Here is a 26,849-nt window from a genome sequence, read left to right as displayed (position 1 = left end):
TTCGATAGTCAATTTGATACTGGGAAATTACTGAGGATTTATATCGCGGGTTTCATCCGACAGTTGGAAACGGGAAACGAAATACCAGATGAGCTCGCGACGTGAGGATACTTTGGTTTTGGCAAAAATGGATTTCAAATGATCCTGAACGGTGTAGACAGAAATATGCATGGCGGCAGCGATCTCTTTGGACGAATAGCTGCGAAGCACATATCCAAGCAGTTCCCGCTCTCGACTGGATAGACCATGGCTCTCGGCGAGCAAGGGAAGCAAATCCTGCGGCATCGCCTGCTCCAAACGGATGGCAATCTGATGCGGTCCCGCGAGCTGTTGCATAAGACTGGCATGAAGTAGGAGGTAACGCCCATCCGGAAGTTGGATACAGACTTTGGAGGGCGAGTCAGGAGCGACCTGAGTATCTTCAGCCCGTTCTGCCCGATTCTTGCGCTGCAAGTGGGAACTGACTGCACGTACCGGACGTGGCAGAACATCCGGCCCTACATGTTCCAGCGTGCGTAATTGGGACAGCCAATATTGAGCCGGGGCGTTCAGCGATAAGAGCTGGAACGTGTCCGATGTGATCAAAATTCCGGGTTCCTCAGGACTGCCACTCGTGATCTCATCCACAAGCGTCAGACTTGTGGACCGCAGCATCGATGCAATAGAAGCAGTCCAGGTCTGAATCAGCAACCGTTCTTCTTCTGTAAAAAAAGAATTCTCAGTCTTGCGGTACAGCGTTAGGTATCCCCAACAAGCATCTCCGCTGACTAATACAGCGCGCAGTTCATCACCAAACCCCGCTGGCTGAAGAATGTTGATATAACGTGGGCTTTGTTCAGGTTGTGCGTTCATGGACGTATGAAGAGTAGCTGTATGTTCACCGCTGCGAATTAATTCAGCGTATTTATGTATATCTTCTTCCATGTATTCATTGATGAATAACCGATCATGTATGGCTTCAATACCGTCCTCTGTCACGGCTCCTGTGGAGAGAAGAGTCAGAGGATCAACGGTGGTGAAACAGTATGCGTCGTAAGGTACAACCGAATGGATCTGCTTCAGAACAGCTTCCCGGTAGGTACGTGAGGTCCAGGTTCGTTTTTCAAGAGAAGTGATAAGTCTGTGGCTCCGATCAATACGTGATGTCAACAAAGTTTCTCCTCTCTCTGTGCGCATATCCCAATCTTCTGGGATTGTAGGCTCGGCGTATCCTTCTATAATGAAATTAGACGAACAACGAGTCAAGTCTAACTTCAATTCAAGAGGAGTGCGGTGTCCATGAATCACAATCCATCACCGATGAGCTGGAAAACGGCAGATGTTCATCGTTACGAACAATCGATAGCCCTGAAAATTCCGGGTTATTCTCATATGCATGATCTAATGGAACGGCTGCTTGCAGCATCGCTTGCGGATAACAACGATATTCATATACTTGTAGCCGGAGCGGGAGGGGGAAAAGAGATTGCTCTGCTTGGCTCACGCCATACGGAGTGGACAATGACCGGTGTTGATCCTTCACTGCCCATGCTGCAACTTGCTGAGAAACGAGTGGCGGAAGCGGGTATTGGCTCCAGAGTGACACTGCAACCTGTCACAGTTGAACAATTACCGGAGGATGTTGTATATGATGGGGCGACAAGTATGCTCATGTTACATTTCCTTCAAGGGATGGAGGCCAAGAGAACGTTTCTTACCAGCCTCGCAGCGAGACTTAAACCGGGTGCACCATTGATTATTGCGGCTGTAAATGCCGATCTTCGTTCACCTGCACATCCAATCATGATGCAAGCTTGGAAGGATCACATGTTGAGTGTGGGAGTGCTTTCTGAAGAGTGGGAGCGTTTTGCTGCTTCCTTGGGCCGTGAATCCGATCCGATATGCTCTGAAGAGATGACTCAGCTGCTGACGGAATGCGGTTTCTCACATAGTACACGTTACTTCGGGGCGTTCTGGGTGGAGGGGTATTATGCAATTCGAAACTAACGTGAAGCCTACAAAAGATCAAATCTGGGTAGTTGGCGGTTATGGTCAAGTGGGGCAGATGATATGTACTCAACTGGGGAAATTGTTCCCGGGCAAAGTATGGGCTGCGGGTACGCGTATGAACCGTGCGGAAGAGTTCAGCAGATCTACAGGTGGTGCTGTACTACCGCTTCAACTGGATGTGACAAAACCTGTAGAGCCGTCCATGTTAAGACCTGTGAAGCTGGTCATCATGTGTGTTGACCAGAGCGATACCCGGTTCGTTGAAGCCTGCGCAGAAGCCGGAACCGATTATATTGATATTTCTGCAAAATATGATTTTCTTGCTCAGGTTGAACAGCTGCACACCAAAATGCAACGTTCCAAATCAACCGCGTTACTCAGCGTAGGACTATCACCGGGAGTGACTAATCTGCTTGTACGTGAAGCAACCATGCATATGGATCAGGTGGAGGAAGCAGATATTACCGTAATGCTGGGACTTGGCGAGAAACACGGGAAAGCTGCCGTGGAGTGGACCGTTGATCAGATGAATGCCACCTACCAAGTGATGCAAAAGGGCAAACCTGCTGAGGTCCAAAGTTTCGGAGATGGCAAATGTATTAATTTTGGAGCAAAACTGGGGCAGCGGAAGGCGTATCGATTTAACTTTTCGGATCAGCATGTGGTTGCTCGTACGTTACGTATTCCAACCGTATCGACCAGACTCTGTCTGGACTCTCGCTGGATCACAAGATCCATGGCAATCTCCAAACGTGCAGGGTTGTTTTCGTTCTTGCGTATCCCGTCTATTCGGAATGGAACGGTTAAGGCATTTGGCCTTATTCCCGGAGGAGAGCCGATGTATGCGGTCAAGGTTGATGCCGTAGGATGGGAAAATGGTGAGCAAATCCGCGTCGAACAACTACTGGTCGGCGCTAAGGAAGCAGATGCAACAGCAGCGGTAGCTGCAGCCGTGGCAGAACGCGTGTATAGAACAGCATTGCCACATGGTGTGTTTCATATTGAACAGGTTCTCTCTTTACAGGACATTCAGGATGCGCTTCATAAGCCTCTAAAGGTGACGACCAAGATCACCTAGTTTCATGTTCTTTTGCTGGCACCCTCCGATCTGCTATGATGGAACAATAATCATAGTATGAATGGAGGGAGATCATGAACTGCGTTGCTGTATTACCTTATTACAAAGTACAGAGAGAAGTGACGGGTCTCACCCAAGAGATTGAGATGAATGCCCGCTCCATGATTCTGTATTCAGATAAAATCGTGACCAAATACCGCGAGTTCAACATCACGGAAGTTTTTGATATGTCTTTTCGCCGGATGGGGGATACAGGTGGGTTTTTCTATCTGCATACGAGTACAGGCGTGTATCCCTATATGGTGGAGATAGATCCCAGGCCATTTATCCAGACATTCCACCAAATGGCGATTGCACGATTAAAATGATTGACCTTGCCGCTGCGTGAAGCCTTACGCTGGATTGGACACAAATCAATAGTTCCAATTCAGAGGAGTGAAAGTACATGAGTATTTTAATTCAGCAAGCAACAATTCTAACGATGCAAGAAGCCGAAGCCCCCTTTACGGGGGATATTCGTATTGAAGGAAATCAGATTGTACAGATCGCCAGTCATATCATGCCTCAACCTGAGGATGAGGCAATCGATGGGCGAAATAAAATAGCGATGCCCGGTCTTGTGAATGCCCACCAGCATTCGCCGATGAGCCTGCTTCGAGGTTTTTCCGACGATTTGAAGCTGATGGACTGGCTGGAGCACAAGATGCTGCCTGCCGAAGCAAGGATGACACCTGAAGATATTTATTGGGGAGCTAAGTTGGGCATTGCAGAGATGATTCGTTCAGGAACGACGGCTTTTGCCGATATGTACATTCATATGAATGAGATCGCGGAAGCCGTCACAGAAACAGGCATACGTGCATCGTTGACTCGTGGTATGGTCTTTATGGAGGATGATGGAGGACGCAGGCTGCAGGAAGCGATCGATCTGGTGCAGCGCTGGTCAGGGAAAGCAAATGGTCGAATCACAACGATGTATGGACCGCATTCTCCTTATACTTGTCCGATGGAACCGCTGCGTGAAGTCATTGCGATGGCTGTTCAAGACGATATTCCACTGCACATTCATCTGGCGGAGACAAAGGAAGAAGTAGAGAAGATTCATAGTCGCTATGGCATGACACCGACGGAATATTTGGAGGAAGCAGGTATGTTTGAGCGAGCACATGTGCTACTGGCTCACGGAGTACATCTGAATCCAGAAGACGTCAGCAGGCTGAAGGGCATGCGCGGCGGTGTCGCCCATAATCCGGTGAGCAACCTGAAGCTCGGGTGTGGCATTGCTCCGGTTGAGGCGATGATCGCTGAGGGGATCACGGTAGGCATCGGCACAGATGGAGCAGGGAGCGCAACGACGCTGGATATGTTCGAAGAAATCAAGGCTGCATGCTGGCTGCAAAAGCTGGACTACGGTGATCCGACCCGGCTCCCAGCACGTCAAGTGATCGATCTGGCGACCCGTGGGAGCGCTAAATTGTTATCGCTTCAACATGAAGTGGGGGTGCTTGCACCTGGATACAAAGCGGATCTCATTCTGATTGACCTTGCCAAACCTCACCTGCAGCCCATTCATAATGTAGAGTCGCTGTTGGCCTATAGCGTGAATGGGGCGGATGTGCACACCACCATTGTAAATGGGCAGATCCTGATGCAGGACAGAAAGTTGCTTACCATAGATGAGGATGAGTTATATCGGGAGGTAAGCACTCGCGCGAGGCGAATTGTGGAAGGAATTTAAAAATATTTTTTTGAAAATTAAATTGAATATGGAAATTTTTTGATGATTGAAACGCTATGGGAGCTTATCCCATGGCGTTTTTTGTCGATTGTTAACTGGTAATAGTTCTATAGACCTGTTCAGAATCGGTTCAGAATAGGTCGTTATACTTGCTATGTATCTATACAAAAATCAGATAAACACGAGGAGGAACATGAATTGAAGGGGAAAAATAAACACAATAAATTAAAGCCGATCATGAAAAAAAGCATGTTGGCCGCACTTAGTCTTGGTATTGCCTTGCCTGTAGCCGGTTCACTTCCTCACGCTCTGGCGGGAGCAATTGAGCCGACCATTAACATCTCACGACCGGTACTTAATGATGATATTTATTGGCTAAGCCATTCGTCTGAGCAAGTGGATGCACTACCTATTATGCCTTCTATGCCAATCGGAGTTGATAATAATACGATCATAATTGATTTGAGTACTCATTTTTCTTCTGATAGGTTTACTCAACTCGGTGCGATTTCAGAGAATACGAATGTCGCTCGTGCTTATGTAACTAATGACAATAAACTTGTTGTTGTTCCTTACCGCAGCGGCAAGATCAACATTCAATTGCAGGCTAAAAATGCACTATCCCCAGAAGGAGAAATGATTAGAGACAATATAGAGCTCTATATCAGCAAAAAAGGAGATCTAAACGGTGACGACAAAGTTGATTCTGCGGATGCAGTTCAGCTATACAATTACCTTCGTAACATGGTAACCCGTCGTGGCTTCTCTTATGTAGAGAAGAACCAAGCGGATGTGGATCGAAACGGTGAACCTGAATTGGCAGACATGAACGCTTTGCTAAGTGGTTACGCTAACCAATCACTTGGTGCTAAGGATAATAGCTATGTGTTAACTTTCAAGCAAGTCGATGACGCTCCTTATGCGTTGAATGGCAAGTTAAATGGGGATTTGAAAGTCGGCGCTACGTTAACAAGTAACATCGAATTCTTTGACCCTGATGGTGATACACCCAGATCGATGCTCTATCAATGGTATCGGGGTTCCGAAGCAAGTGGAGAAGGTAAAACAGAAATCATCGGAGCTACTGAAGCCGTATATAAGATTACTGCTGCCGAGCAAGAGAAATATCTCTTTTTACAGGTTACGCCTCAATCGTATTCATCTGATCGTCCTCAAGGCAACCCGGTAGTCCTTCGTAGTGAGTCAACTGTTGCGGTAAAACAGGAGGATATCGTAAGTCTTTCGCCATCGAATGGTTCTACGGAAGTTAAGACTAATGCGCCATTAGTAATTACGTATAATCGGCCTGTAAAAATAAATATGAACAGTTTCTCCAGCATTATCATTAGGAATCTCACTTCTAATCAAATTGAGGCTAATTATATCTTTTTTTTGGGAAATAATTTCAGAGCAAATGATAATAAGGTCATTATTGACAACCCGGGTTTAAAATACGGTGCTAATTATTCTATTGAAGTCTCAAATGATGCCATCATAGCTGCGGATCCGGATGATAATGCTTATATGCAAGGGACTGTCGTAGAACAAAATGGTGTTCAATGGACATTTACAACACAGATACCACAATAATTTAAAATTCTAGCTTGCTCAAAAATGATATCTACCCATTATTGATTCAGACATGGAGGTTATTAGATGATTCAACTGAAAAAGAAACGTCCAAAATTAAGAAAAACGATGTCAGGCCTGATTATGTTGACGTTATTCTCGTCACTTGTTTTGCCGGGCTCCGCAGGAGCTACACCTCCTCAATCATCACAAGTCGAATTGGCGAATGTGAGTGTACAGGCAGGTCAAACCGTTCATGTGCCTGTTGTTATGAAAGCGACGGAACTTCCGATCAAAGCTTATAATATGCAAGTTGACTATGATACAACATCGTTGGAGATTGTACGGATCACTCCAAGAACGATCAATGCAATCACTTCATCCCCAGAACTAAATACTCCATCCGATTTCCAGTACGTTATTAATAACGAGGAAGGATGGGTGCGGATTATCTGGATGGATCTTAGTGAAGTAGAGCATTGGATCGATACAGGTGACCAAATGTTCGATATCGAATTTAAAGCTAAATCCACTGCTACTCCAGGGCAAAAACAGCTCATAGTGAATCAGGATGATTCAGAACACTTCCATTTTGAAAACGTAGACTATGGTACTGATGCCCAATTGTCTGGAGGAACAATCACCATTACAGCAGCTAGCTCAGGCGGTAACTCCAGTTCGCCTTCAACGGGTTCATCAGGTGGAGGGGGAGCGGCACCATCTGCTGCACCATCTGTGCCGACCACATCTTCCGCTCCAGTGGCTACTAAAGGTGTAGACATTTACGTGAATGGACAGAAGCAGGAGCAGTCTGCAACGGCATCAACATCCACGATTGATAACAAGGTGACTACAACGATTCAAGTAGATAACAACAAAGTGATTAATCAGGTGGGGAACGGACTTCGTACACTGTTGCTTCCGGTTACAGGCACAGGTACCAATTCGGTTGTCGGTGAACTGAACGGCAGACTCGTGAAGACGATGGAAGGCAACAATGCACAAGTTGTTATTCAAACGGATACAGGAACGTATACCCTTCCAGCCAGTCAAATCAAGATAGATCAGGTGGTTAAAAAGCTTGGCGCCTCAGCACCATTGGAAGATGTTAAGTTCCAAATTGCGATTACTCCAAGCAATGACACTAAGAAAGCAGCGATTGCGGCGGCAGCAAGCAAAATGGATAATACAACGGTGATTGCTGCTCCGGTTGATTTCGAGGTCAAAGCCGTTTACCAAGGACAACAGGTCGATGTGAATCGCTTCAATTCTTATGTAGAGCGCACGATCACCTTGCCTAAAGACACCGACGGCTCCAAAATTACCACGGGTGTTGTGCTTCAAGCGGATGGTACGATGTTGCATGTGCCAACTAAAGTGATCAAAGGAACAACAAATGATTCCGCGGTAATTAACAGCTTGACGAACAGCACATATGCGTTGATCTACCACCCGGCAACATTCACGGATATTTCCAATCACTGGAGTCGCACGGATGTTGAGGATCTGGCTTCTCGTCTCGTTGTAGAAGGTGCGGGAGATAACACATTTGCACCGGATCGCAGCATTACGCGTGCAGAGTTCACAGCCGTATTACTCAGAGGTCTTGGTCTGCATTCTCCTGAAAGTGCAGTTACGAGAACATTTACAGATGTGAAGTCAGACAGCTGGTATGAAAATGAAGTTCAAACCGCAATTTCCTACGGACTGATCTCCGGTTACACGGATAACAGCTTCCGTCCGAACGACGAAATATCCCGTGCCGAAGCGATGACCATCGTTGCACGTGCCATGAAACTCGTAGACTTGGCTAAAGCGGATGCTTCCGAGACGGCGAATCTGCTTGGTGGATATATTGACGGTAGCAAAGTCCAAGCATGGGCTGTGGAGCCTGTAGCCTCAGCAATTAAGCAAGGTCTGGTTCAAGGCGCTGACGGGAAACTGATGGCTGATGCTGACATTAGCCGTGCTCAGACAGCGGCGATTGTGAAACGTTTGCTGGCAAAGGCCGGATTGATCTAATTTATTTTCAAATGATTGTTCATTAAAATGTAATCCTAACAACAATAGAACACCTGCCTCTCGTTTAACGTTATCGTTGAGTGAAAGACAGGTGTTTTTTATTTCAAACGAAAGCTTTGTTTAGAGGCAGATCATTTGATAAAATAGAAGGGACGCCTCAGTACACTTTTAATAGAAAAAGTATATTGGCACATTTTTAGTTTCTTTACTGTGAGCCTTGTCGTGCGTCTATGTGAATATATGAACATAATCTATATAGTTTGAACATTTTATTTACACAATAACGGAGAGGACAGAAAAAACCTGAAAAAGCGAAGCGCTCGCCTAAAAGCTTTCTGCAAGAAAGCTACATCGGAAGCATACGCTTATCACCGGATTTTCCCTTAGGAAAAAGGGAATCAAAAAATCTGGGGATAACAGCTACCCTCAAGGTTATTCTGTCATTGGAGTGCTTCGTGTAAAGAACTTAAGTTCAACATAATCTAGCGATTTTTATTATACACAGAATGGAGCCATACGATGAAATATCGCAATATGGAAGATTGTATAAACGATCTGGAGCAGCATGGTCATCTGATCAGGGTTAAGGAAGAGGTTGATCCGAACCTGGAGATGGCTGCGATTCACATGAAGGTGCACGAGGCTAAGGGCCCGGCGCTGTTATTTGAAAATGTTAAAGGTTCCAAGTTCAAAGCCGTATCGAATCTATTCGGCACCGTTGAACGAAGTAAGTTCATGTTCCGCGAGACACTGGAAGGTGTACAGCGCGTTATGGATGTGCGAGACGACCCTATGAAGGCGCTCAAGACGCCGTTCAAGCATATTCGAACAGGACTTGCCGCCTGGCAGGCCTTGCCGAAGCAAAAATCCATCAGCCTTCCGGTATCGGCGCAGGAGATTCAGATTTCCGATCTGCCGCTCATCAAACACTGGCCGATGGATGGAGGAGCATTTGTGACCTTGCCGCAGGTGTATTCGGAAGACCCGGACAAACCGGGCATTATGAATTCCAATCTGGGCATGTACCGTGTACAGCTGAGTGGCAACGACTATGAGATGAATAAAGAGATTGGATTACATTATCAAATTCATCGTGGAATCGGAATCCATCAAGCCAAAGCTGTGAAAAAAGGCGAACCGCTGAAAGTTAGCATTTTCATCGGCGGCCCACCAGCACATACATTATCCGCAGTCATGCCACTTCCGGAAGGATTAAGTGAGATGACCTTTGCCGGCCTGCTTGCCGGACGCCGCTTCAGATATAGCTACAAGGATGGGTACTGCATTAGCAATGACGCGGATTTTGTCATTACGGGGGAGATTTATCCTGGTGAGACCAAGCCGGAAGGTCCTTTTGGCGACCATTTGGGTTACTATAGCCTGACTCACGAATTCCCGCTTATGCGTGTTCATAAAGTATATGCTAAACCGAACGCGATCTGGCCATTTACGGTTGTAGGACGTCCACCGCAAGAAGATACGGCATTTGGCGATCTTATTCATGAAATTACGGGAGATGCCATCAAACAGGAAATTCCGGGTGTGAAAGAAGTGCATGCTGTAGATGCTGCTGGGGTTCATCCTTTGTTATTCGCCATCGGCAGTGAGCGTTATACTCCTTATACCGATGTGAAGCAACCAACCGAGCTGTTGACCATTGCCAATCGAATTTTGGGAACAGGTCAACTCAGCTTGGCGAAGTATCTGTTTATTACGGCTGAGGATCAGCAACCACTGGATACGCATAAAGAAGTTGAATTTCTGACTTATATTTTGGAACGGATGGATCTGCAAAGGGATATTCATTTTCATACGCATACCACGATTGATACACTCGACTACTCAGGTACGGGGCTCAACAGTGGCAGCAAGGTGGTTATGGCGGCTTACGGAGACAAGATTCGTGAATTGTGCAAAGACGTGCCGGAATCGTTGAAGAATATACGGGGTTATGACAATCCGCAACTGATCATGCCGGGCATGGTTTCCATCCAGACATCGGCCTTCACTACGTATGAAGATACTGCGCGGGAGATGCGAGAGTTTACAGATGTTCTGCAAGAGCGTGGGGGACTGGAATCATGCCCTGTGATTATCGTGTGCGATGACAGTTCGTTCCTGAGTGCAAACCTCAGTAACTTCTTATGGGCTACGTTTACGCGCAGCAACCCGTCACATGACATGTATGGAGTGAATAGCAGTTATAATCACAAGCACTGGGGCTGTGACCAGCTCATTATCGATGCGCGGGTGAAACCACATCAGGCGCCGCCGCTCATTCCCGATGCATCGGTGGAGAAGGGCATTGAACGTTTTTTCGTAAAAGGTGCAAGTTTGGAATCCATTAAACTTTAAGAGACGCTCTGGACGGTTGAATCGTTCTCAAATCGTAAGTCGCATTGTAATAAATTGGTCATGAATCAGGGGTCCAAACCATGTGTTGGGACTCCTTTTTTATTAAGGTTGTTTCGTTTTATTTGCTTGGGGACACGTGAAAAAGTTATAAAATCTCGTATACGCGAAATTAAAAACCGGGATAATACCTTATTACCTATGAGGATAAAGTCTTAGGTGTTCATTTTTGTCTAAATGATTAAGGTCGTTTGGACTATGTAGAAAATGCGGGATTCAAACGATATAAGATGTATAAGTATGTCTCGGCCCCGATCATCCGGGGTTGTTAACTATAATCATTTGTTCAGGGGGAGTTCCGATTGAGAATCCATATTATGAACCTGCAAGACGGGGACCGTCTGACAGCGGATACGTTTAGTGATGCAGGACTGCACATTCTCGGAAAGGGGACTGTCATTCGAAGCGAGGATATTACCTTGCTTATGCAACATCGGGTAGATTACGTAGACATTGAATTGCGTGAGGAAGGAATTACCGAAGCAGAGTTTTTCGCAGCTTCCATGAAACACGCATCGGAATCCAGAAGTAACAGTAGTTCTAGCGGGACAAGCACTGGTGAACAACCTCCTGAAGAAGAGATGAAGTCTCAATTCCTTCAGACTGTACATAACTATCAGAATGCATTTCTGGAAGCGCTGACCGTGGGCAAGTTTAATGCGACGATGGTAGATGATGCGCTGCAGCCTATGGTGGACGGACTTGATGAGCAAAAGGACGTTGTACATCTCCTGATGATGCTGGAACGCGATGACGTTAACAACTATACCCATTCCATACAGGTAGGTCTGTTATCCTTCTATATTGCGAGCTGGCTAGGGTATTCTCAGGAAGAATGTTACAAGATCAGCCGGGGAGGGTACTTGCACGATATCGGCAAGTGTAAGGTTTCACTCCGAATTCGAAATAAAACAGAACCGTTGACTGCAGAAGAACAGCTTGAATTGCAACGTCATACGATCTACGGACATGAAATCATTAAGAACTCCATGACAGATGAAGCCACGGCTTTGGTTGCTTTACAGCATCATGAGCGTGAAGATGGATCAGGGTATCCAATGCAACTCGGAAAAGGTGAGATTCATCCGTATACTCAAATTGTGTCCGTAGCTGATATCTATATTGGTATGCGGACCGGTAAACATGGAGCGAGCAATCCGAACCTGATTAACAATCTCAGAGATATCTATGGCATGGGATTCGGTAAATTGAATGAAAAGGCGGTTCAAGCACTAATGCAGCATTTGCTGCCTAACTTTATTGGCAAACAGGTGCTGCTAAGCAATGGAGAGAAAGGCGTTATTGTCATGAACAATGCGTCCGATATTTTCAAACCGCTTATTAAAGTGGAGTCCGAACAGTATCGTGATCTGTCCAAAGAGCGCACTCTTTCCATTAACGAATTGCTGATTTAAGCCCAAAAAAAGAAAACAGTCAAAACGAGCTTCTTGTCATTGAATGAGAAGCTCGTTTTTTGATGAAACAATTTCAACCATTGTTAGTGATCACGCCTCGCTGCAACGAACCGTTCCGACAGACGATCCGCGATCCATACCAGCAAAGCCGTTATACTGACGCCCGCACCTAATATACACACTCCCCTCCAGCCTGACGAGGCATACACTTGTGTAGAAATAATGGAACCAACTGCGCTGCCGATGGAATAAAAGATCATATACGAGGCAGTTAATCGGCTTTGAGCTTCCGGACGGACTTGATAAATCAGACTTTGATTGGTCACATGTACAGCTTGCACAGCAAGATCAAGCAGGATCACACCTACAACCAGAAACCATAATGAAGTATGTAACAAGCTGGTAGGAATCCAGGATAACACTAAAATCATGAGGGAAATACCGGTTGTTTTCTGTCCAGAACCTTGATCGGCTTGTTTGCCTGCTTTGGCGGCAGCGAGTGCTCCAGCAAGGCCTGCAAAGCCAAATGCGCCTATAGCAGCGTGGGATAACGATATTGGGGTCGCACTGAGTGGTAACACAATGGCAGTCCACAATATGCTGAAGGACATAAAAATCAACATGGCTAGCAACCCGCGGATTCGAAGTACATGCAACTCTCTATATAGTCGCAGCGTGGAAGCCAGCAATTGCAGGTAGCCAAGCTTGGACTGTTTGAACGATCGTTGAGGGAGCATGCGCCCTAATACAAATACACTGATCAACGTGAGACTGGCTGAAAATAAATATACAGATCTCCAGCCAAGCCAGTCGTTCATCAAACCGGCCACAGATCGTGCAAGCAAGATGCCAATAACAATTCCACTGGTTACCCGGCCTACGATGCTCCCTCGCTGGGAGTCGGCTGACAAATGGGCCGCATAAGCAACAAAGGTTTGTGTGATAACGGCTAGTAATCCAACCATGGCAATAGCTGCGAATAAAAGGGATGGTGAAGCAGAAGTACCTACAACGATTAAAGCGAATGCGGATAAAATCATCTGGATCAGGATCAGTTTTCGGCGGTTGACGAGGTCTCCGAGTGGAACAAGCAGTAAGAGGCCAAGCGCGTAACAAATCTGAGTAATGGTAATTACGAGGCCAATGGTTGCAGTGGATAGATGAAATTCGAGTGCGATGGAATCCAGCAAGGGCTGCGCATAATAAATATTCGCTACGGATAGACCGCTACACACGGCAAATACCCATGCCAATGCTCCTGTCATGCTCTGTTTTGTTGAAGATTCCTTATTTGAATGTTGCATAGAATGTTGCATTTGTGTCGAATTCCTTTCTCATTTTATTTTGTACTGATTGGTATGTTATAGATGGAATTAACCATATATTTTATCTTTCTGAATGTCAATAGGGCTCCTGATTAGAAAAAGAGGACACGGTTATTGAGCCATTGAAATGTAATGTAGAATGTAATGTAGATTGAAGGGGTAGGGTGAGTTGATGATTGAAATACATTTTGACTTTTCGAATCATTGCGTTAGTATATAACTATACTGTTCGATAAATAAAGGAGGGGTGTTATGGTTAGAAAGAGAGAGTTTAATACAGAAGAAGCACTGGATGCTGCTATGCATGTATTTTGGCTTAAAGGGTTCGAGGCAACTTCACTAACCGACTTAACAACGGCAATGGGGATTCAGCGACCCAGTTTGTATGCGGCTTTCGGAGATAAATTGGAGTTGTTTGAACATGTGCTTCGTAGATATACCACTTTACATGCTGCGCAAATTAGAGCAATGTTAGGTCATGGTAAGTCCGTCCAAGAAGATTTGCGCGCTGTTTTTGACTGGATTACATCAGAGGAGAAGAAAGTTAATGCTAGTCACGGTTGTTTTTGTATCAACACCATGGTTGAACTGGCTCCCCATGATCCAAAGTTTGCTGTGTTAACACGTGAGCATCAGATGTATTTGGCGGTCATTTTCAGAGAAGCACTCGAAAAAGGTCAGCGGAATGGAGAGTTATCAGATGAGTTAAACGCTGGGCTTGTGGCACAAAGCTTAGTCGTTTCGATGATCGGGTTAACCGTGCTAATGAAATCGGGACCGGATCGTTCGTTCATCGAGCAAAGCATTCAGGCGGCGTTATCTATATTGGAGAACAACGACCATAGAAACGAGCCTCTTATTTGAAAATAAGAAGCTCGTTTTTGTATCTCCATCATGGAGCATCATGATTGCTCTCCATTGCAGAACGTAAATTACATATTCATTCAACGAATGGATACTGCGATAATTGTGTACGGATCAGTTTGTACTCATTCTAGGAACGGGTATTGTTTATCGCGTTTGACGAGCGAATCATAGCTACGCTGGACTCGCGGACAATCAAGCGCGGTTCGAACTGGATATGTTCGTAATCGGAAGTGCTCATCTCACGAACCCGTTTAAGCAACAATTCCGTTGCGAGACGAGCGACCTCCTCACCCATGATCGAGACGGAACTAATCTGAGGAGACGACACCGTTGTCCATTGATTGTTATCCACGCCTACCACAGCAACATCCTCGGGTACTCGTACGCCCAACTCTTTAAAGCGGTTCACAAGTCCAATGGCAACCATATCATTGATTGCATAGACCGCATCCGGCATATGGGTCAAACCGTAGAAATAATCCGCTGCACTTGCTCCCGTAGCAAGTGAGAAGTCCTCTCCGAAGTAAACGAGGGAAATATCCACATGACCGACAGCCTGCTCGTAAGCACGATAGCGCTCCTCAATAATATCTTTGGGAGCTCCGGCATAAGCAATACGGGTTCTTCCGATTTTAAACAGATGTTCCATAACCAGTTTTCCTTCAGGTTGCGACAAAGAGACGATGTCGGCATGAATGCCAGGCTCCAATTTTTTTCCGTAGTTAATAATCGAGATTGGAAGAGGTGCTTTGTCAATAAGACCGGGCAGTGTTTTTGGATAGGCAAGCGGCATGAAAATGAGACCATCGACGTGTAATTTCTTCACATTACGTATCGTTTCAAGTTCTGTTCTGGCATTGCCAGCTGTGTTAATCTGCACAACATGGTACCCGTGCTGTTTCGCGGTCTGCTCAACGGACCAGGAGATTTCAGGAATGATGGCGTTACGGATATCCGGAACAACAAGTGCAATCTGATGCGTTTGCCTGATTTTGAGACTCTGTGCAGAGGTGTTCGGAACAAAGCCTAAATCTTCTATGGCACGCATAACCTTTTCTCGTGTTGCACTGCTGATTCCATCCGAGTTGTTAATAGCCCGCGATACGGTAGCAATTCCTACACCAGCGCGTTCAGCGACATCTTTAATCGTGATTTTCTGCTCTTTACTCACTTTATCATTGACCTCACTTCATCGGAAACGATTCCGTATTTTCGGCTTATGTATGTATTGCAAAGTATGCATATAACTTGATTATACCATTGCAGAAACCCAGTAGCCCGTCAACAAACTGAAAATGATGTAAGTTTATGCATTTTTATGTTTAATTTTCTAATTTATCATCAAGAATAAACGAAATCTTAGAAGAACTAAATTGTTTATTCTCCATATCAGCGCAAAACAGCAGATTAATCGACGAATTTACTCACGAGATTGACATATTTATGGAGAAATATGTTTGACAGGGTATCTCAAATGTGACATATTTAATTTACGGAAACGTTTCCGATATTATACGAATCAATTATTTGGGAGATGAATGAAATGAAAGCATTGCGTTGGCACGGTGTCAAAGATCTTCGTCTGGAACATATTTCTGAACCTCAGATTGAACAGGGTAAAGTGAAAATAAAAGTGGAATGGTGCGGGATCTGTGGCAGCGATCTACATGAATACACAGCTGGGCCGATTTTTATCCCTGCTCAGGATCCGCATCCGCTAACAGGGGAAAAAGCACCTGTGGTTATGGGGCATGAGTTTTCCGGACAAGTGGTTGAAGTGGGTGAAGGGGTGACTCGTTTTCAGGCCGGTGATCGTGTGGTTGTAGAGCCGATTTATGCATGTGGTCATTGCGAAGCTTGTAAACAGGGCAGATACAATTTGTGTGACAAGATGGGATTTTTAGGTCTGGCCGGGGGTGGAGGGGGATTCTCCGAGTATGTAACAGCAGACGAGAAGATGGTTCATGCCATTCCCGATTCCATTTCCTATGAGCAGGGCGCTCTGGTTGAACCTTCTGCAGTAGCTCTGCACGCTGTACGCCAGAGTAAACTGAACGTTGGGGATACGGCAGCGGTATTTGGTGCAGGCCCAATTGGACTGCTGGTGATTGAAGCGCTCAAGGCATCCGGAGCATCCGATATTTATGTTGTGGAGCTGTCACCGGAGCGTAAAGCAAAAGCGAAAGAGCTTGGTGCCATTGTGATTGACCCAACCGAGGTTCAAGTGGTTGAAGAGATTCACCAGCGTACGCAAGGGGGAGTCGATGTAGCCTACGAAGTAACAGGTGTGCCTCGTGTGTTGCAACAAGCGATTGACTCAACACGTATTGGTGGCGAACTGATGATTGTAAGCATTTTTGAACAAGAGGCGCCAATGCAACCAAACTCCATTGTGATGAAAGAGCGAACAGTGAACGGCATCATCGGTTATCGCGATGTGTTCCCGGCTGTCATCCGTTTGATGGAGAAAGGATTTTTCCCGGCCGAGAAGCTAGTGACCAAACGAATTGTACTGGATGAGGTTGTAGAACACGGTTTTGAAGCACTGCTTAAAGAAAAAAATCAGGTGAAAATTTTGGTTAAGGCAGAATAGTTCTTCAATTCTTATAGTAGACCTCATATCTTCGGATACGAGCGTCTACTTTTTTTGCTGAAAAGGGCGAAATTTGTTGCAGTGTACGCACCTTTTACATACTATAAAAAGATACAATTTGTATCTTTTTTGAACGTATTTAAAGTGATTATGTTGAAGGAGGATGCGGATATGCAAAGGAAAGCAACCTGGGCAGCGATTGGGCTGGCTCTTATCGCCGGAGCAGGCTGGATGCTCATGGGGAACCCCAAACCCAAGACGAACACACCGGCTATAAGACCTGCGGCTACAGAGCGAGGGGATGTGCAAGTGTCAAATGCCCCGCTCCAATCCGTTGATGTGACAAGCAAACTGGAATTATTAGGGAGGGCTTTTAACAAATCACCTTATGCCAACAACGTATGGGACATGCAACTATACAACGGTAAAATTTATTTAGGTCATGGAAACAGCAGCAATACGGGACCTGCACAAAATGCGGGACCGATCCCTGTCGTATACTATGATGCAGCGAATGCCAAGTTTGAGACACAGGCGGTGACGAACAGTAATCCGAGCATTATACCCTCGACAAAAATGTACGTGGATGAAGAACAGATTGATCTCTATAAGGTTTTAAATGGAAAACTGTATATCCCTGGTCATGACTCCGATGGTGAAAGCTGGGACTTTGGCAACTTTTACCGCTTAGATGAAGGGGTGTGGACCAAATATCGCAATCTGCCCAAGGGTGTTCATGTCTATGATCTCGCATATTATCAAGGCAAGCTGTTTGCTGCACTTGGCACAGAAACCAAGCCGACCGTCTTAATCTCACATAATGATGGGCAAAGTTGGCAGCAGTATGCAACGATCAACACATTTGGCTTTAGAGCTTATACCCTGTTTGAAATCAAGGGGAAATTGTATGCCTCCGGAATGATGTACCCCGCCAATAAAATATGGAATGACAAAACGAATATACTGGAGATTAATGAGCGTTTGGAAAAAAGAGATGTAGCCGTCTACGGCAGCAAAATGTTACCTGGGTTAACCTATCAACAAGGTACAGTTCCGTATAACAAAATCGGTAAAAATATTAATTTTAACAATAAGCTGGTGTACATTGCTGGCGGTGTCTTCAATGATAGTCAACTGTTGCCGAAGTCTTTGAATGTGATGACGGATATCAACCAGGCGAGTCGTGTCAATCTGGCAGATGCGAATGCGTTGCCAACAGACCTACTTGTGCGTGATGATAAAGTTTATGTGTTAACGTACACTCGCAAGCAGGCCAATGTCTACGTGAGCAGAGTCTATCAAACCAATGATCTGACAACATGGAATGAAATCTTACGCTTCACACAGGACACGTATGCCAAGTCATTTGAGGAGCTTGATGGCGATTTTTATTTTGGATTAGGTACAGACCCTGATGTTCTATCCCCCTCATCTGGAAAACTATTACGAGTAAATCGAGTGGATATTCCCGTGAATTCGAATTAAAATAGAAGGAAGATTATGGATTATATACTATGCTGCATCCACATTGTTGGTGACCCGGCGATGTGCTGATGATATTCATCGTGCAGACAATCTGCAGCACCCAGGTCAACGGACAGCGGCTCTTCCGAAGCTGTTCTTTTTTTTTGTGGTTCAGTTTCGTGTGAGAAATTTGTTTGAAAATAAAAATAAGAATCTATAAAATGGATAAAGAGAAATATTCATGACAGTCTACAGGCGTAGACCACTGCTTAATGTATCAAAAGCATGTCACATCTCAAGGTAAGTGCGAAATGTATACTTCACATTGCAAAGGAGACTAAATCATGAACATACCTTTATCATTGTTTAAACCGTTTACATCTGACAAACTTACCTTGCCCAATCGAATTGTTATGGCACCGATGACGCGGGGATTTTCACCGAGCGGTGTGCCAGGGCCCGATGTGGCTGACTATTACCGCCTTAGAGCGGCTGGCGGCGTGGGACTTATTATTACAGAAGGCACAGGGATAAACCATCCCTCCTCAGTAAGTGGTGAGAACATTCCACTTTTTTATGGTGAAGAAGCACTGCAAGGATGGGCGAATGTGGTCAAGGCTGTTCACGATGCTGGCGGGAAAATAATGCCTCAGCTCTGGCACGTTGGCACTGCAAGGCGCTCTGGAGATTTACCTAATGCAGAGGCTCACCCGGTTAGTCCGTCCGGAATCAGTATGGCTGGTGAAGCGGCTTACGAACCATTAACGGAAGAGGAGATCCAAGAGCTTATACAAGCCTATGCTCAAGCAGCGGCTGATGCGAAACGTATCGGTTTTGATGGAATTGAGTTGCATGGTGCGCATGGATATTTAATTGATCAATTTTTCTGGGCGCAGACGAATCGTAGATCTGACAAGTATGGTGGAGATTTAGTACGCCGAACACAGTTTGCAGTCGAAGTGATCGAAGCTTGCCGTGCTGCAGTGGGACCTGACTTTCCAATTGTTCTTCGTTTCTCGCAATGGAAAATGGGCAGTTACGAGGCAAGACTGGTCGAATCGCCAGAGGAGCTGAAACAGTTTTTGGAACCGCTCAGCGCAGCGGGGGTAGATATTTTCCATTGTTCCACACGCCGCTTCTGGTTGCCGGAATTTGAAGGTTCTGATCTCAATCTTGCGGGCTGGACCCAGAAAATAACAGGCAAACCCGCGATTTCGGTTGGTTCAGTAGGTTTAGAGGCAGAGTTTGTTGAACGTGGCAGTGAAAAGCAAGAAACAGGAGATGCGCATCTTGATTTGCTGAATGATAAGATGGAGAATGGGGAATTTGATCTCATTGCACTGGGACGTGTGCTACTGAGTGATCCGGAATGGCCGCTTAAAGTGAAAGAAGGTCATAATGCTGATATCATTCCTTTTACAAGTGAAGTTTTATCCAAATTACACTAAAAAATTTCATTATATGAAAAATTCGAAATAGGAATACTTAATATGTGATTACATCCATAACAACGGGATAAAAAGGAGTTTAAAATCAACAGCAGAGCCGCCGCAGGGCGGTTTTTTATTTTTCTAATAACCATCCTCTTGAACATCAAACTTAATACCCACAATCTTCGATTAATAAATATTTCATTATATGAAAAATTCACAATAGAAAACAGAAATCCGCATTTACTCAGAACATATCCATTACGTTAACGTCCGCGCACTGTTAAAAAGCTATTTATGCCACATCCAGATCCAAGGAGCAAGAATACTTTTCACATCTATATAAGTTGAACTATTCTTTTACACAAAAACGGAGAGGACAGAAAAAACCTGAAAAAGCGGAGCTGAAAGCTTTCTGAAAGAAAGCTACATCGGAAGCATAGGCTTCGCCTTTATCACCGGATTTTCCCCTTTGGAAAAGGGAATCTAAAAAATCTGGGGATAACCGCTACTCTCCAGGTTATTCTGTCATCGGAGTGGGCCGTGTAAAATCTTTAGTTCAACCTATATAAGACCTATTTTGAAAATCATTTACCTTATGGTAAGGTTAGGCCTGAACGAACTCCAAAATTTCCAGAACAGATAAGATATAGGGAGGAAGAACATCCTTGAACATGAATACAAACCTGCGCTTCAATCGGCAGTTCAGATTCGTACTGATGCTGTCTGTGATTGTTGCTCTGAGCCTGTTACTGGCCGCATGTGGACAACCCCCAAAGCCTTCAACTGCAACAGATAACAATAATGGAACAGAAGCGAACCAAAATCATTCACCTTCTGGGAATAACGCCACTCCTCCTCAAGATGAAGTACAAGAAGAACCTCAGGATGACACACCAGCGGAAGAGACTGACCTAGTAAAGGAACAGCTTCAGCAACTAACGCTGGAAGAAAAAGTGGGGCAGATGATTCTTGCTGGTGTGCAGGGAACAACGCTAGATGATCAGGCGAAACAGATGATTGCGGGCCAGAAGATCGGCGGCATTATTTTCTACGCCAACAACGTAACGACACTTCAGGGAACGGCTGCTTTTGTGCAATCGATTAAAAAGGCGAATCAGCAAAACCCGGTGCCCATCTTGATGAGTGTCGATCAAGAGGGTGGCAAGGTAAGTCGGATGCCAGACTCGGTTGAGTCCATTCCTTCCAATCGAAAAGTAGGCAAAACCGATGATACCAAGCTTGCTGAGAAGATGGGAGCTTTGCTAGCGAGACAGATCAAGCTTGCCGGTTTTAATGTTGATTTTGCACCGGTGCTGGATATTAACAGTAATCCGAAAAATCCAGTCATCGGGGATCGATCCTTCGGTTCTAATGCTGACCTGGTGACACGTATGGGGATCGCCGAGATGAAGGGGCTCCGCAGTGAAGGAGTTATTCCGGTAGTAAAACATTTCCCTGGGCATGGCGATACTTCCGTCGATTCTCATCTGGACTTGCCTGTGGTGAACAAATCGGAGAAACAGCTTGCAGCGCTGGAGTGGATTCCATTTCAGGCGGCCGTGAAAGAACAGGCGGAAGCGGTAATGGTTGCCCATATTTTGTTTCCCAAGCTGGACCCCGATTACCCAGCATCTCTGTCGAAAGTAATCATCGGGGATCATCTAAGAGGAAAGTTCAAGTATGACGGTGTAGTGATTACCGATGATCTGAGCATGGGAGCGATCTCGAAAAACTACCCATTGAACGAGGCTGCAATCGCAACGGTTCAGGCCGGAAGTGATATTTTGCTGGTGGCTCATAGTTATGAGAGTGCCAAAACGATTTTTGATACATTAATTAACGCAGTCAAGTCGGGCAAAATCAAGGAGTCCCGTATTGATGAGAGTGTGTATCGTATTCTGGCATTGAAACAGCATTTCAAGTTGTCTGACGACCAAGAGGCCACTGGAGATGTTAAGCAGTTAAACGCAGATATTCGAAGCTGGCGCAAGCAAATCGATGCCCGCTAATCTATCCTGTGTTATGATTTGGCTATGGATAGAGGGGAATTTGCCATCATAACAGGTTAGAGGAGAGAGCTTTTGATGTATACCATTATGATTATCGAAGATGATCCCAAAATTGCGGGACTACTGAAATCACATATCGAGCGCTATGGGGACCGAGCTGTATTCGTCGAAGACTTTGAGCAGGTGACGGAACAATTCAAGCAACTCCAGCCTCATGTTGTATTACTGGATATCAACTTGCCGAGCTATGACGGGTTTTACTGGTGCAGACAGATTCGGACGATATCGACATGTCCGATCCTGTTTATTTCCGCGAGGAGTGGCAAGATGGATCAGGTCATGGCGCTGGAGAACGGGGCCGATGATTATATTACCAAGCCGTTCGAACATGAGATTGTTATGGCTAAAATTCGGAGTCAGCTGCGCCGGGTGTATGGAGATTATGCTGCCCGAGATGAGGAACGTAAGGTCGAACTGGACGGACTCGTGGTGTACTTGGAAAGGCTCGAGATCGAACTCGGCGATCAGAAAGTACAGCTTACCAAAAAGGAAACCATTCTACTGGAAACGCTGATGCGTCGCAGTCCAAAGCTGGTCAGTCGGGAAACCATTTTGGAGAAGTTATGGGATGACTCGTTTGTGGATGATAACACCCTTAGCGTTAATATCACGCGGGTACGCAAACGTCTTGCCGAACTGGGTATTACCGATGCGCTGGAAACGGTGAGAGGCTCCGGATACAGGCTGATTAATAACTGGAAAGTAGCCCCCTCATTATGAAGCTGTTTATCCGAGAACATATCGCTCTGACATGCTGGGTGTTTGCGATCATGTTCACCGTGGTTGCTGTATTTTGGTACGATGGATACGATCATTGGAAGACCGCGCTATATGCCGCAGGACTGGGCTTGTTTTTGTATACTGGTTATCTGGTGTATCGTTACTTGTCACATCGAGCCTTTTACAACCGGATGACACAGCCAGTGTATTCGCTTAATGAATTGGTAGCACTACATGAGACAGCACCGTTATCAGCCTCTTTGGAAAAACTGCTGGATTCCCAGTACGGTCAATATCACGCGCATCTGAGCCGGCTCGAACAAAAACAGCAGGAGTATCTTACGTTTATGAACCAGTGGGTGCATCAGATGAAAACACCGTTATCTGTCATTGAGCTGACTGTGGAAGAGCAGGAGGACGATGATGCTCGATTTCGCAGTATTCGTGAGGAAGCAGATCAGATGCGACGGGGGTTGGAAACGGTTCTATATGTCGCAAGGCTAGATACCTTCGAGCAGGACTTCAGCGTTGAGCCGGTTGAACTCCGAGCGGTAGGTGAAGAAGCGATTCATGAGTTGAAACGATTTTTCATTCGTAACCATGTGTATCCCGAGATGCAAATTGATGCTTCGCTAGTGGTGCAATCCGATGCAAAGTGGGTTCGATTTGTGCTCGTACAGCTGTTATCCAATGCCATCAAGTATGCCGCGGGCAGTGGACAGAAAGTGCATGTGCGCGCCTACGAAGCGGAACATAAGATTGTACTGGAAGTTGAGGATCATGGGATTGGCATACCCAAATCGGACCTGAACCGGGTGTTTAGACCCTTTTTCACCGGGGAGAACGGAAGACATTTTAAGGAATCTACTGGCATGGGGCTGTACATCGCGAAGGAAGTGCTGACACGTATGAATCATCAGATTGAACTTGAATCGGTGCATGGTGAAGGAACGACAGTCCGAATTACCTTTTCGGTTTGAATGCAGGAAAATAATAATCGAACCTGAATTTATATATGAAGTTGAATATGAATTAAGTGTGAATGATAACGACGCCTTTTACCATACTGGGAGGAGGCGTTTTTTTCTTGCGATCTTGGAAGGGTACGAAACCTTACAATATTGTCATGTTGGTGAAAGGTTAACCCATAGGAGAATGAGTGGGGTTTCGGGTAGACTGTAGTCAGAAGGTTAGCTAAGAAGTTGAGTACGAAGAAGTTAAAATTAGACGTTAATCGTTAAAGGAGTTGTACGTATGGAGATATGCTCCGTCAAACAGATCAGCAAAATTTATAAAGGGATTGTATCCTATGAAGCGTTGTCAGGCATTGACCTTAGTATTCAAGAAGGAGAGTTTGTGGGCATTATGGGACCGTCCGGTAGTGGCAAAACAACGCTGCTCAACATGATTTCAACCATTGATCATCCGACATCAGGTGAGTTACGGATCGCGGGTCAGAACCCATTTGATCTGGATTCGGATCAGCTGGCTTTATTCCGGCGCAGAGAACTGGGCTTTGTCTTTCAATCTTTCAACTTGCTTAACACACTGACGGTGAAGGAAAATATCGTACTCCCATTAACATTAGACGGTATTTCCGTTCGGGAGATGAATGCGCGAGTAGTAGAGCTTGCAAACAAATTAGGCATTGAAGGAATTTTAAACAAACGCACGTATGAAATATCGGGAGGTCAGGCGCAGCGTACAGCGATCGCTCGAGCGTTAATCCATTCTCCCAAGCTGATTCTGGCGGATGAGCCGACAGGTAATCTGGATTCCAAGGCTGCCAAGGATGTGATGGAGATTCTTGAACAGCGCAATCGAGAGGATCAGGCGACGATGTTGCTCGTAACCCACGATGCTGTTGCGGCCAGCTATTGTAGCAGGGTCGTTTTCATCAAAGATGGCAAGTTATACAACGAAATTCATTACGGTGATAATCGGGCGGCCTTTTATCAGAAAATTATTAACGTATTATCCCTGATGGGAGGCTCTGGACATGAATTTTCGCCAGTTCGCCATTAATAACGTTGTTCGAAACAAACGGATTTATCTGGCTCATTTTCTAAGCAGTACGTTCTCCGTGATGATCTTTTTTATCTATGCGTTGCTGTTGTTTCATCCGGATTTAAAAGATGGTTTGAAAGGTTCTTCCCAAACGGTGACGGTGCTTGCTAACCAGGGTCTGATGATTGCCGAAATCATAATTTTCATATTCTCTTTTCTGTTTCTACTGTATTCGGTCGGTTCCTTTCTGAAGACTCGGAAGAAGGAATTTGGTATCTTCCTGATCATCGGCATGACTCGGAAACAGATGAACCGACTTTTATTTATGGAAAATATGTGTATCGGCCTAGCTTCCATCGTGGCGGGTATCGGACTTGGACTCATATTTGGTAAATTAGTTTTGCTCATTTGCGGTTCCATGCTTGCGGTGGAGAACAGTCTGAAATTTTATTTTCCACTCAAAGGAATTCTCTTAACAGCTGGAGCATTTCTGTTGCTCTTTGTGGTTATTGCTCTATCGTCGTCGTTGTTGATCCGTAAGGGAACGCTGATTGATCTCGTGAAATCGGAGGAGAAACCGAAGCCTGAACCTAAGGCGTCGCGTTTGCTGTCGCTGCTCTCAGTAGTATTGATTGGTGGAGGATATACCGGCGTATTTATTTTTGCTTGGGGTTCGTATATTTTCCCTTTGCTTTTTGGCAGCGTGCTAAGTGTTATTGCAGGTACGTATCTATTGTTTACGCAGCTTAGCGTGTATGTCATTCGGGCACTGAAAAAGAATGAAGGGTTATTTTTACGTAAAACCAATCTGCTCTTCCTGTCCGAGCTTACCTATCGTATGAAAGATAATGCCGTGATGTTTTTTATGGTCAGTGTTATCTCTGCTTCCGCGTTTACAGGCATTGGCAGCATGCTGACTATAGGTGATCCAAGGCTGTCTTCCATGACGAATCCATATGCTTTTACCTATACGAATTCAGGCTTTACGGATTCAGCGGTTGTTGATCGTCAGATCCGAAAAATTGAAGAGACGCTGGTTAATCGCGAAGTTCCATATGTGAAAGGTAGTTATCAGCCACTTTATGAGAACAATAACAACTACATCGTAAAACTGAGTGATTATAACCGTCTTGCCAAAGCGCTTGGCTATGAAGAACGGGTGCTGGACCGTAATGATCTGGCGTTTAATACAGCACCCAATATAAGTGCGCGTAATAAACTGTTAGATACGAAAGAGGACAGTTACCCATACTCCGCTGACTTGTATGTTGGTGAACAGCAGCATTTACAAATGCAGATGTTGCCACCGGCAACCGATATCGTGTTTCCGATGGATGGTGAGGCGGGCGTCTACGTTGTTTCTGATGACCTGTATTCCAAGATTCGAGAAGCATACATTGCAGAGATTAAGATGGATATTGATTTTTACTCCGATCAGACGACGTTTTTTGTGGTAAAAGACTGGATGTCGACGCGCAGCTTTGCTCCGGAATTGCTGGATACGATTCAGAAAGACCGTCCGGAGAAGGGATATGTTCAGTTCACTTCTCTTGTCGTAGATTGGCTGAATAATAAACAAACCAATGGCATTATTCTCATCGTCAGCGGATTGATCGGTATTGTGTTCTTCACCTTCGCGGCGAGCTTCACGTATTTCAGGCTGTATGCAGATCTGGAGCGAGACGAGGCACAGTATCGGATGATTGGGAAAATGGGACTCAGCCGCCCCGAACTTCGCAAAATCGTAACAAGACAGCTCGTGTTGATGTTTTTCCTTCCGCTTCTGGTGGCTTTGATTCACAGCTCGGTGGCATTTGCGGCACTCTATCAGCTGGTTCAGTTTTCTGTTCTGGAACACAGTCTTCGTATCTTCATGGTGTTTGTCTCGATGCAGGTCGTATTCTTTGCACTGGTGCGCTGGCGTTATCTGCGTCATATGTATTCGAAGCTCGTGTAAAAACAAGCTCACCTTGTATTAGTTGCTTTGAAATTTACACACGGACTCCGATGACAGAATTAGTATTCCACCTTATACATTTCACTGCGTTTTATCAGCCTTGGCCGGTAGGTCAGGGTTTTCTTTTTTTAGTTAAGAAAGATTTAAGATAGAAGGATTAGCAGAAATGAAGGGACTTGATATATAGTAAT

At 45.3% G+C, this 26,849-nt stretch carries 20 protein-coding genes; 17 read left to right on the top strand and 3 right to left on the bottom strand.

What is annotated here, in order from left to right; genetic code table 11:
* Positions 1-27: 27 nt before the first annotated feature.
* Complete coding sequence (locus EC604_RS08385; RefSeq protein WP_240036720.1) at positions 28-1,149, bottom strand: helix-turn-helix transcriptional regulator; 1,122 nt, start codon at positions 1,147-1,149, stop codon at positions 28-30.
* A 129-nt stretch (positions 1,150-1,278) separates the two neighbouring features.
* Here EC604_RS08385 and EC604_RS08380 point away from each other — a divergent pair, with 129 nt between their 5' ends.
* The 8 genes from EC604_RS08380 (at position 1,279) to EC604_RS08345 (ending at position 12,223) form a co-directional block, all read left to right on the top strand.
* Positions 1,279-1,986 carry a class I SAM-dependent methyltransferase gene (locus EC604_RS08380; RefSeq protein ID WP_123063716.1) on the top strand — a complete coding sequence of 236 codons (708 nt, stop codon included), beginning with the start codon at positions 1,279-1,281 and terminating at the stop codon, positions 1,984-1,986.
* Complete coding sequence (locus tag EC604_RS08375) at positions 1,970-3,067, top strand: saccharopine dehydrogenase family protein (RefSeq protein ID WP_123063715.1); 1,098 nt, start codon at positions 1,970-1,972, stop codon at positions 3,065-3,067. The genes EC604_RS08380 and EC604_RS08375 overlap by 17 nt, the downstream gene beginning before the upstream one ends.
* Positions 3,068-3,141: 74 nt before the next feature.
* Positions 3,142-3,435 (top strand): hypothetical protein, encoded by a 294-nt coding sequence (locus EC604_RS08370; protein ID WP_123063714.1) that lies wholly within the window; start codon positions 3,142-3,144, stop codon positions 3,433-3,435.
* Between the two features lie 77 nt (positions 3,436-3,512).
* The gene (locus EC604_RS08365) at positions 3,513-4,805 is read left to right on the top strand and encodes an amidohydrolase (RefSeq protein WP_123063713.1); all 1,293 of its coding nucleotides are present in this window, start codon (positions 3,513-3,515) and stop codon (positions 4,803-4,805) included.
* Between the two features lie 198 nt (positions 4,806-5,003).
* A complete protein-coding gene (locus tag EC604_RS08360; RefSeq protein WP_123063712.1) occupies positions 5,004-6,395 on the top strand; it encodes a dockerin type I domain-containing protein in 1,392 nt (463 codons plus the stop codon).
* A gap of 66 nt (positions 6,396-6,461) precedes the next feature.
* Positions 6,462-8,396 carry an S-layer homology domain-containing protein gene (locus tag EC604_RS08355; RefSeq protein WP_123063711.1) on the top strand — a complete coding sequence of 645 codons (1,935 nt, stop codon included), beginning with the start codon at positions 6,462-6,464 and terminating at the stop codon, positions 8,394-8,396.
* A 519-nt stretch (positions 8,397-8,915) separates the two neighbouring features.
* Positions 8,916-10,751 (top strand): UbiD family decarboxylase, encoded by a 1,836-nt coding sequence (locus tag EC604_RS08350; RefSeq protein ID WP_123063710.1) that lies wholly within the window; start codon positions 8,916-8,918, stop codon positions 10,749-10,751.
* Between the two features lie 359 nt (positions 10,752-11,110).
* Complete coding sequence (locus tag EC604_RS08345; protein ID WP_090923975.1) at positions 11,111-12,223, top strand: HD-GYP domain-containing protein; 1,113 nt, start codon at positions 11,111-11,113, stop codon at positions 12,221-12,223.
* 83 nt (positions 12,224-12,306) lie between these two features.
* On the opposite strand, the gene EC604_RS08340 is transcribed toward EC604_RS08345, so the two are convergent.
* Positions 12,307-13,527 (bottom strand): MFS transporter, encoded by a 1,221-nt coding sequence (locus EC604_RS08340; protein WP_240036719.1) that lies wholly within the window; start codon positions 13,525-13,527, stop codon positions 12,307-12,309.
* A gap of 273 nt (positions 13,528-13,800) precedes the next feature.
* On the opposite strand from EC604_RS08340, the gene EC604_RS08335 reads away from it, so the two are divergent.
* Positions 13,801-14,412 (top strand): TetR/AcrR family transcriptional regulator, encoded by a 612-nt coding sequence (locus EC604_RS08335; protein WP_123063708.1) that lies wholly within the window; start codon positions 13,801-13,803, stop codon positions 14,410-14,412.
* 130 nt (positions 14,413-14,542) lie between these two features.
* On the opposite strand, the gene EC604_RS08330 is transcribed toward EC604_RS08335, so the two are convergent.
* Positions 14,543-15,586 carry a LacI family DNA-binding transcriptional regulator gene (locus tag EC604_RS08330; RefSeq protein ID WP_123063707.1) on the bottom strand — a complete coding sequence of 348 codons (1,044 nt, stop codon included), beginning with the start codon at positions 15,584-15,586 and terminating at the stop codon, positions 14,543-14,545.
* 372 nt (positions 15,587-15,958) lie between these two features.
* Between EC604_RS08330 and EC604_RS08325 the strand changes: the two genes are divergently transcribed.
* The 8 genes from EC604_RS08325 (at position 15,959) to EC604_RS08290 (ending at position 26,658) form a co-directional block, all read left to right on the top strand.
* Complete coding sequence (locus EC604_RS08325) at positions 15,959-17,008, top strand: 2,3-butanediol dehydrogenase (RefSeq protein WP_123063706.1); 1,050 nt, start codon at positions 15,959-15,961, stop codon at positions 17,006-17,008.
* Positions 17,009-17,179: 171 nt separating this feature from the next.
* Positions 17,180-18,493, top strand: coding sequence for a hypothetical protein (locus EC604_RS08320; RefSeq protein WP_123063705.1), 1,314 nt, complete (start codon positions 17,180-17,182; stop codon positions 18,491-18,493).
* 323 nt (positions 18,494-18,816) lie between these two features.
* On the top strand, positions 18,817-19,920 hold the full coding sequence (locus EC604_RS08315) for an NADH:flavin oxidoreductase (protein ID WP_123063704.1): 1,104 nt from the start codon (positions 18,817-18,819) through the stop codon (positions 19,918-19,920).
* Positions 19,921-20,576: 656 nt separating this feature from the next.
* Positions 20,577-21,914, top strand: coding sequence for a beta-N-acetylhexosaminidase (nagZ, locus tag EC604_RS08310; RefSeq protein WP_240036725.1), 1,338 nt, complete (start codon positions 20,577-20,579; stop codon positions 21,912-21,914).
* Between the two features lie 75 nt (positions 21,915-21,989).
* Positions 21,990-22,694 (top strand): response regulator transcription factor, encoded by a 705-nt coding sequence (locus EC604_RS08305; RefSeq protein WP_123063703.1) that lies wholly within the window; start codon positions 21,990-21,992, stop codon positions 22,692-22,694.
* Positions 22,691-23,674: a sensor histidine kinase gene (locus EC604_RS08300; protein ID WP_192895073.1), complete on the top strand. Its 984-nt coding sequence runs from the start codon at positions 22,691-22,693 to the stop codon at positions 23,672-23,674. The genes EC604_RS08305 and EC604_RS08300 overlap by 4 nt, the downstream gene beginning before the upstream one ends.
* Before the next feature lie 274 nt (positions 23,675-23,948).
* Positions 23,949-24,719, top strand: a complete 771-nt coding sequence (locus tag EC604_RS08295) for an ABC transporter ATP-binding protein (protein ID WP_123063701.1) — start codon at positions 23,949-23,951, stop codon at positions 24,717-24,719.
* Positions 24,694-26,658, top strand: a complete 1,965-nt coding sequence (locus tag EC604_RS08290) for an FtsX-like permease family protein (RefSeq protein WP_123063700.1) — start codon at positions 24,694-24,696, stop codon at positions 26,656-26,658. The genes EC604_RS08295 and EC604_RS08290 overlap by 26 nt, the downstream gene beginning before the upstream one ends.
* Positions 26,659-26,849: the final 191 nt, after the last annotated feature.

Origin of the sequence: Paenibacillus amylolyticus, from assembly GCF_003719335.1 — a bacterium.
GTDB lineage: Bacteria > Bacillota > Bacilli > Paenibacillales > Paenibacillaceae > Paenibacillus > Paenibacillus amylolyticus_D.
This window is presented reverse-complemented; position numbering and strand designations above follow the sequence as displayed.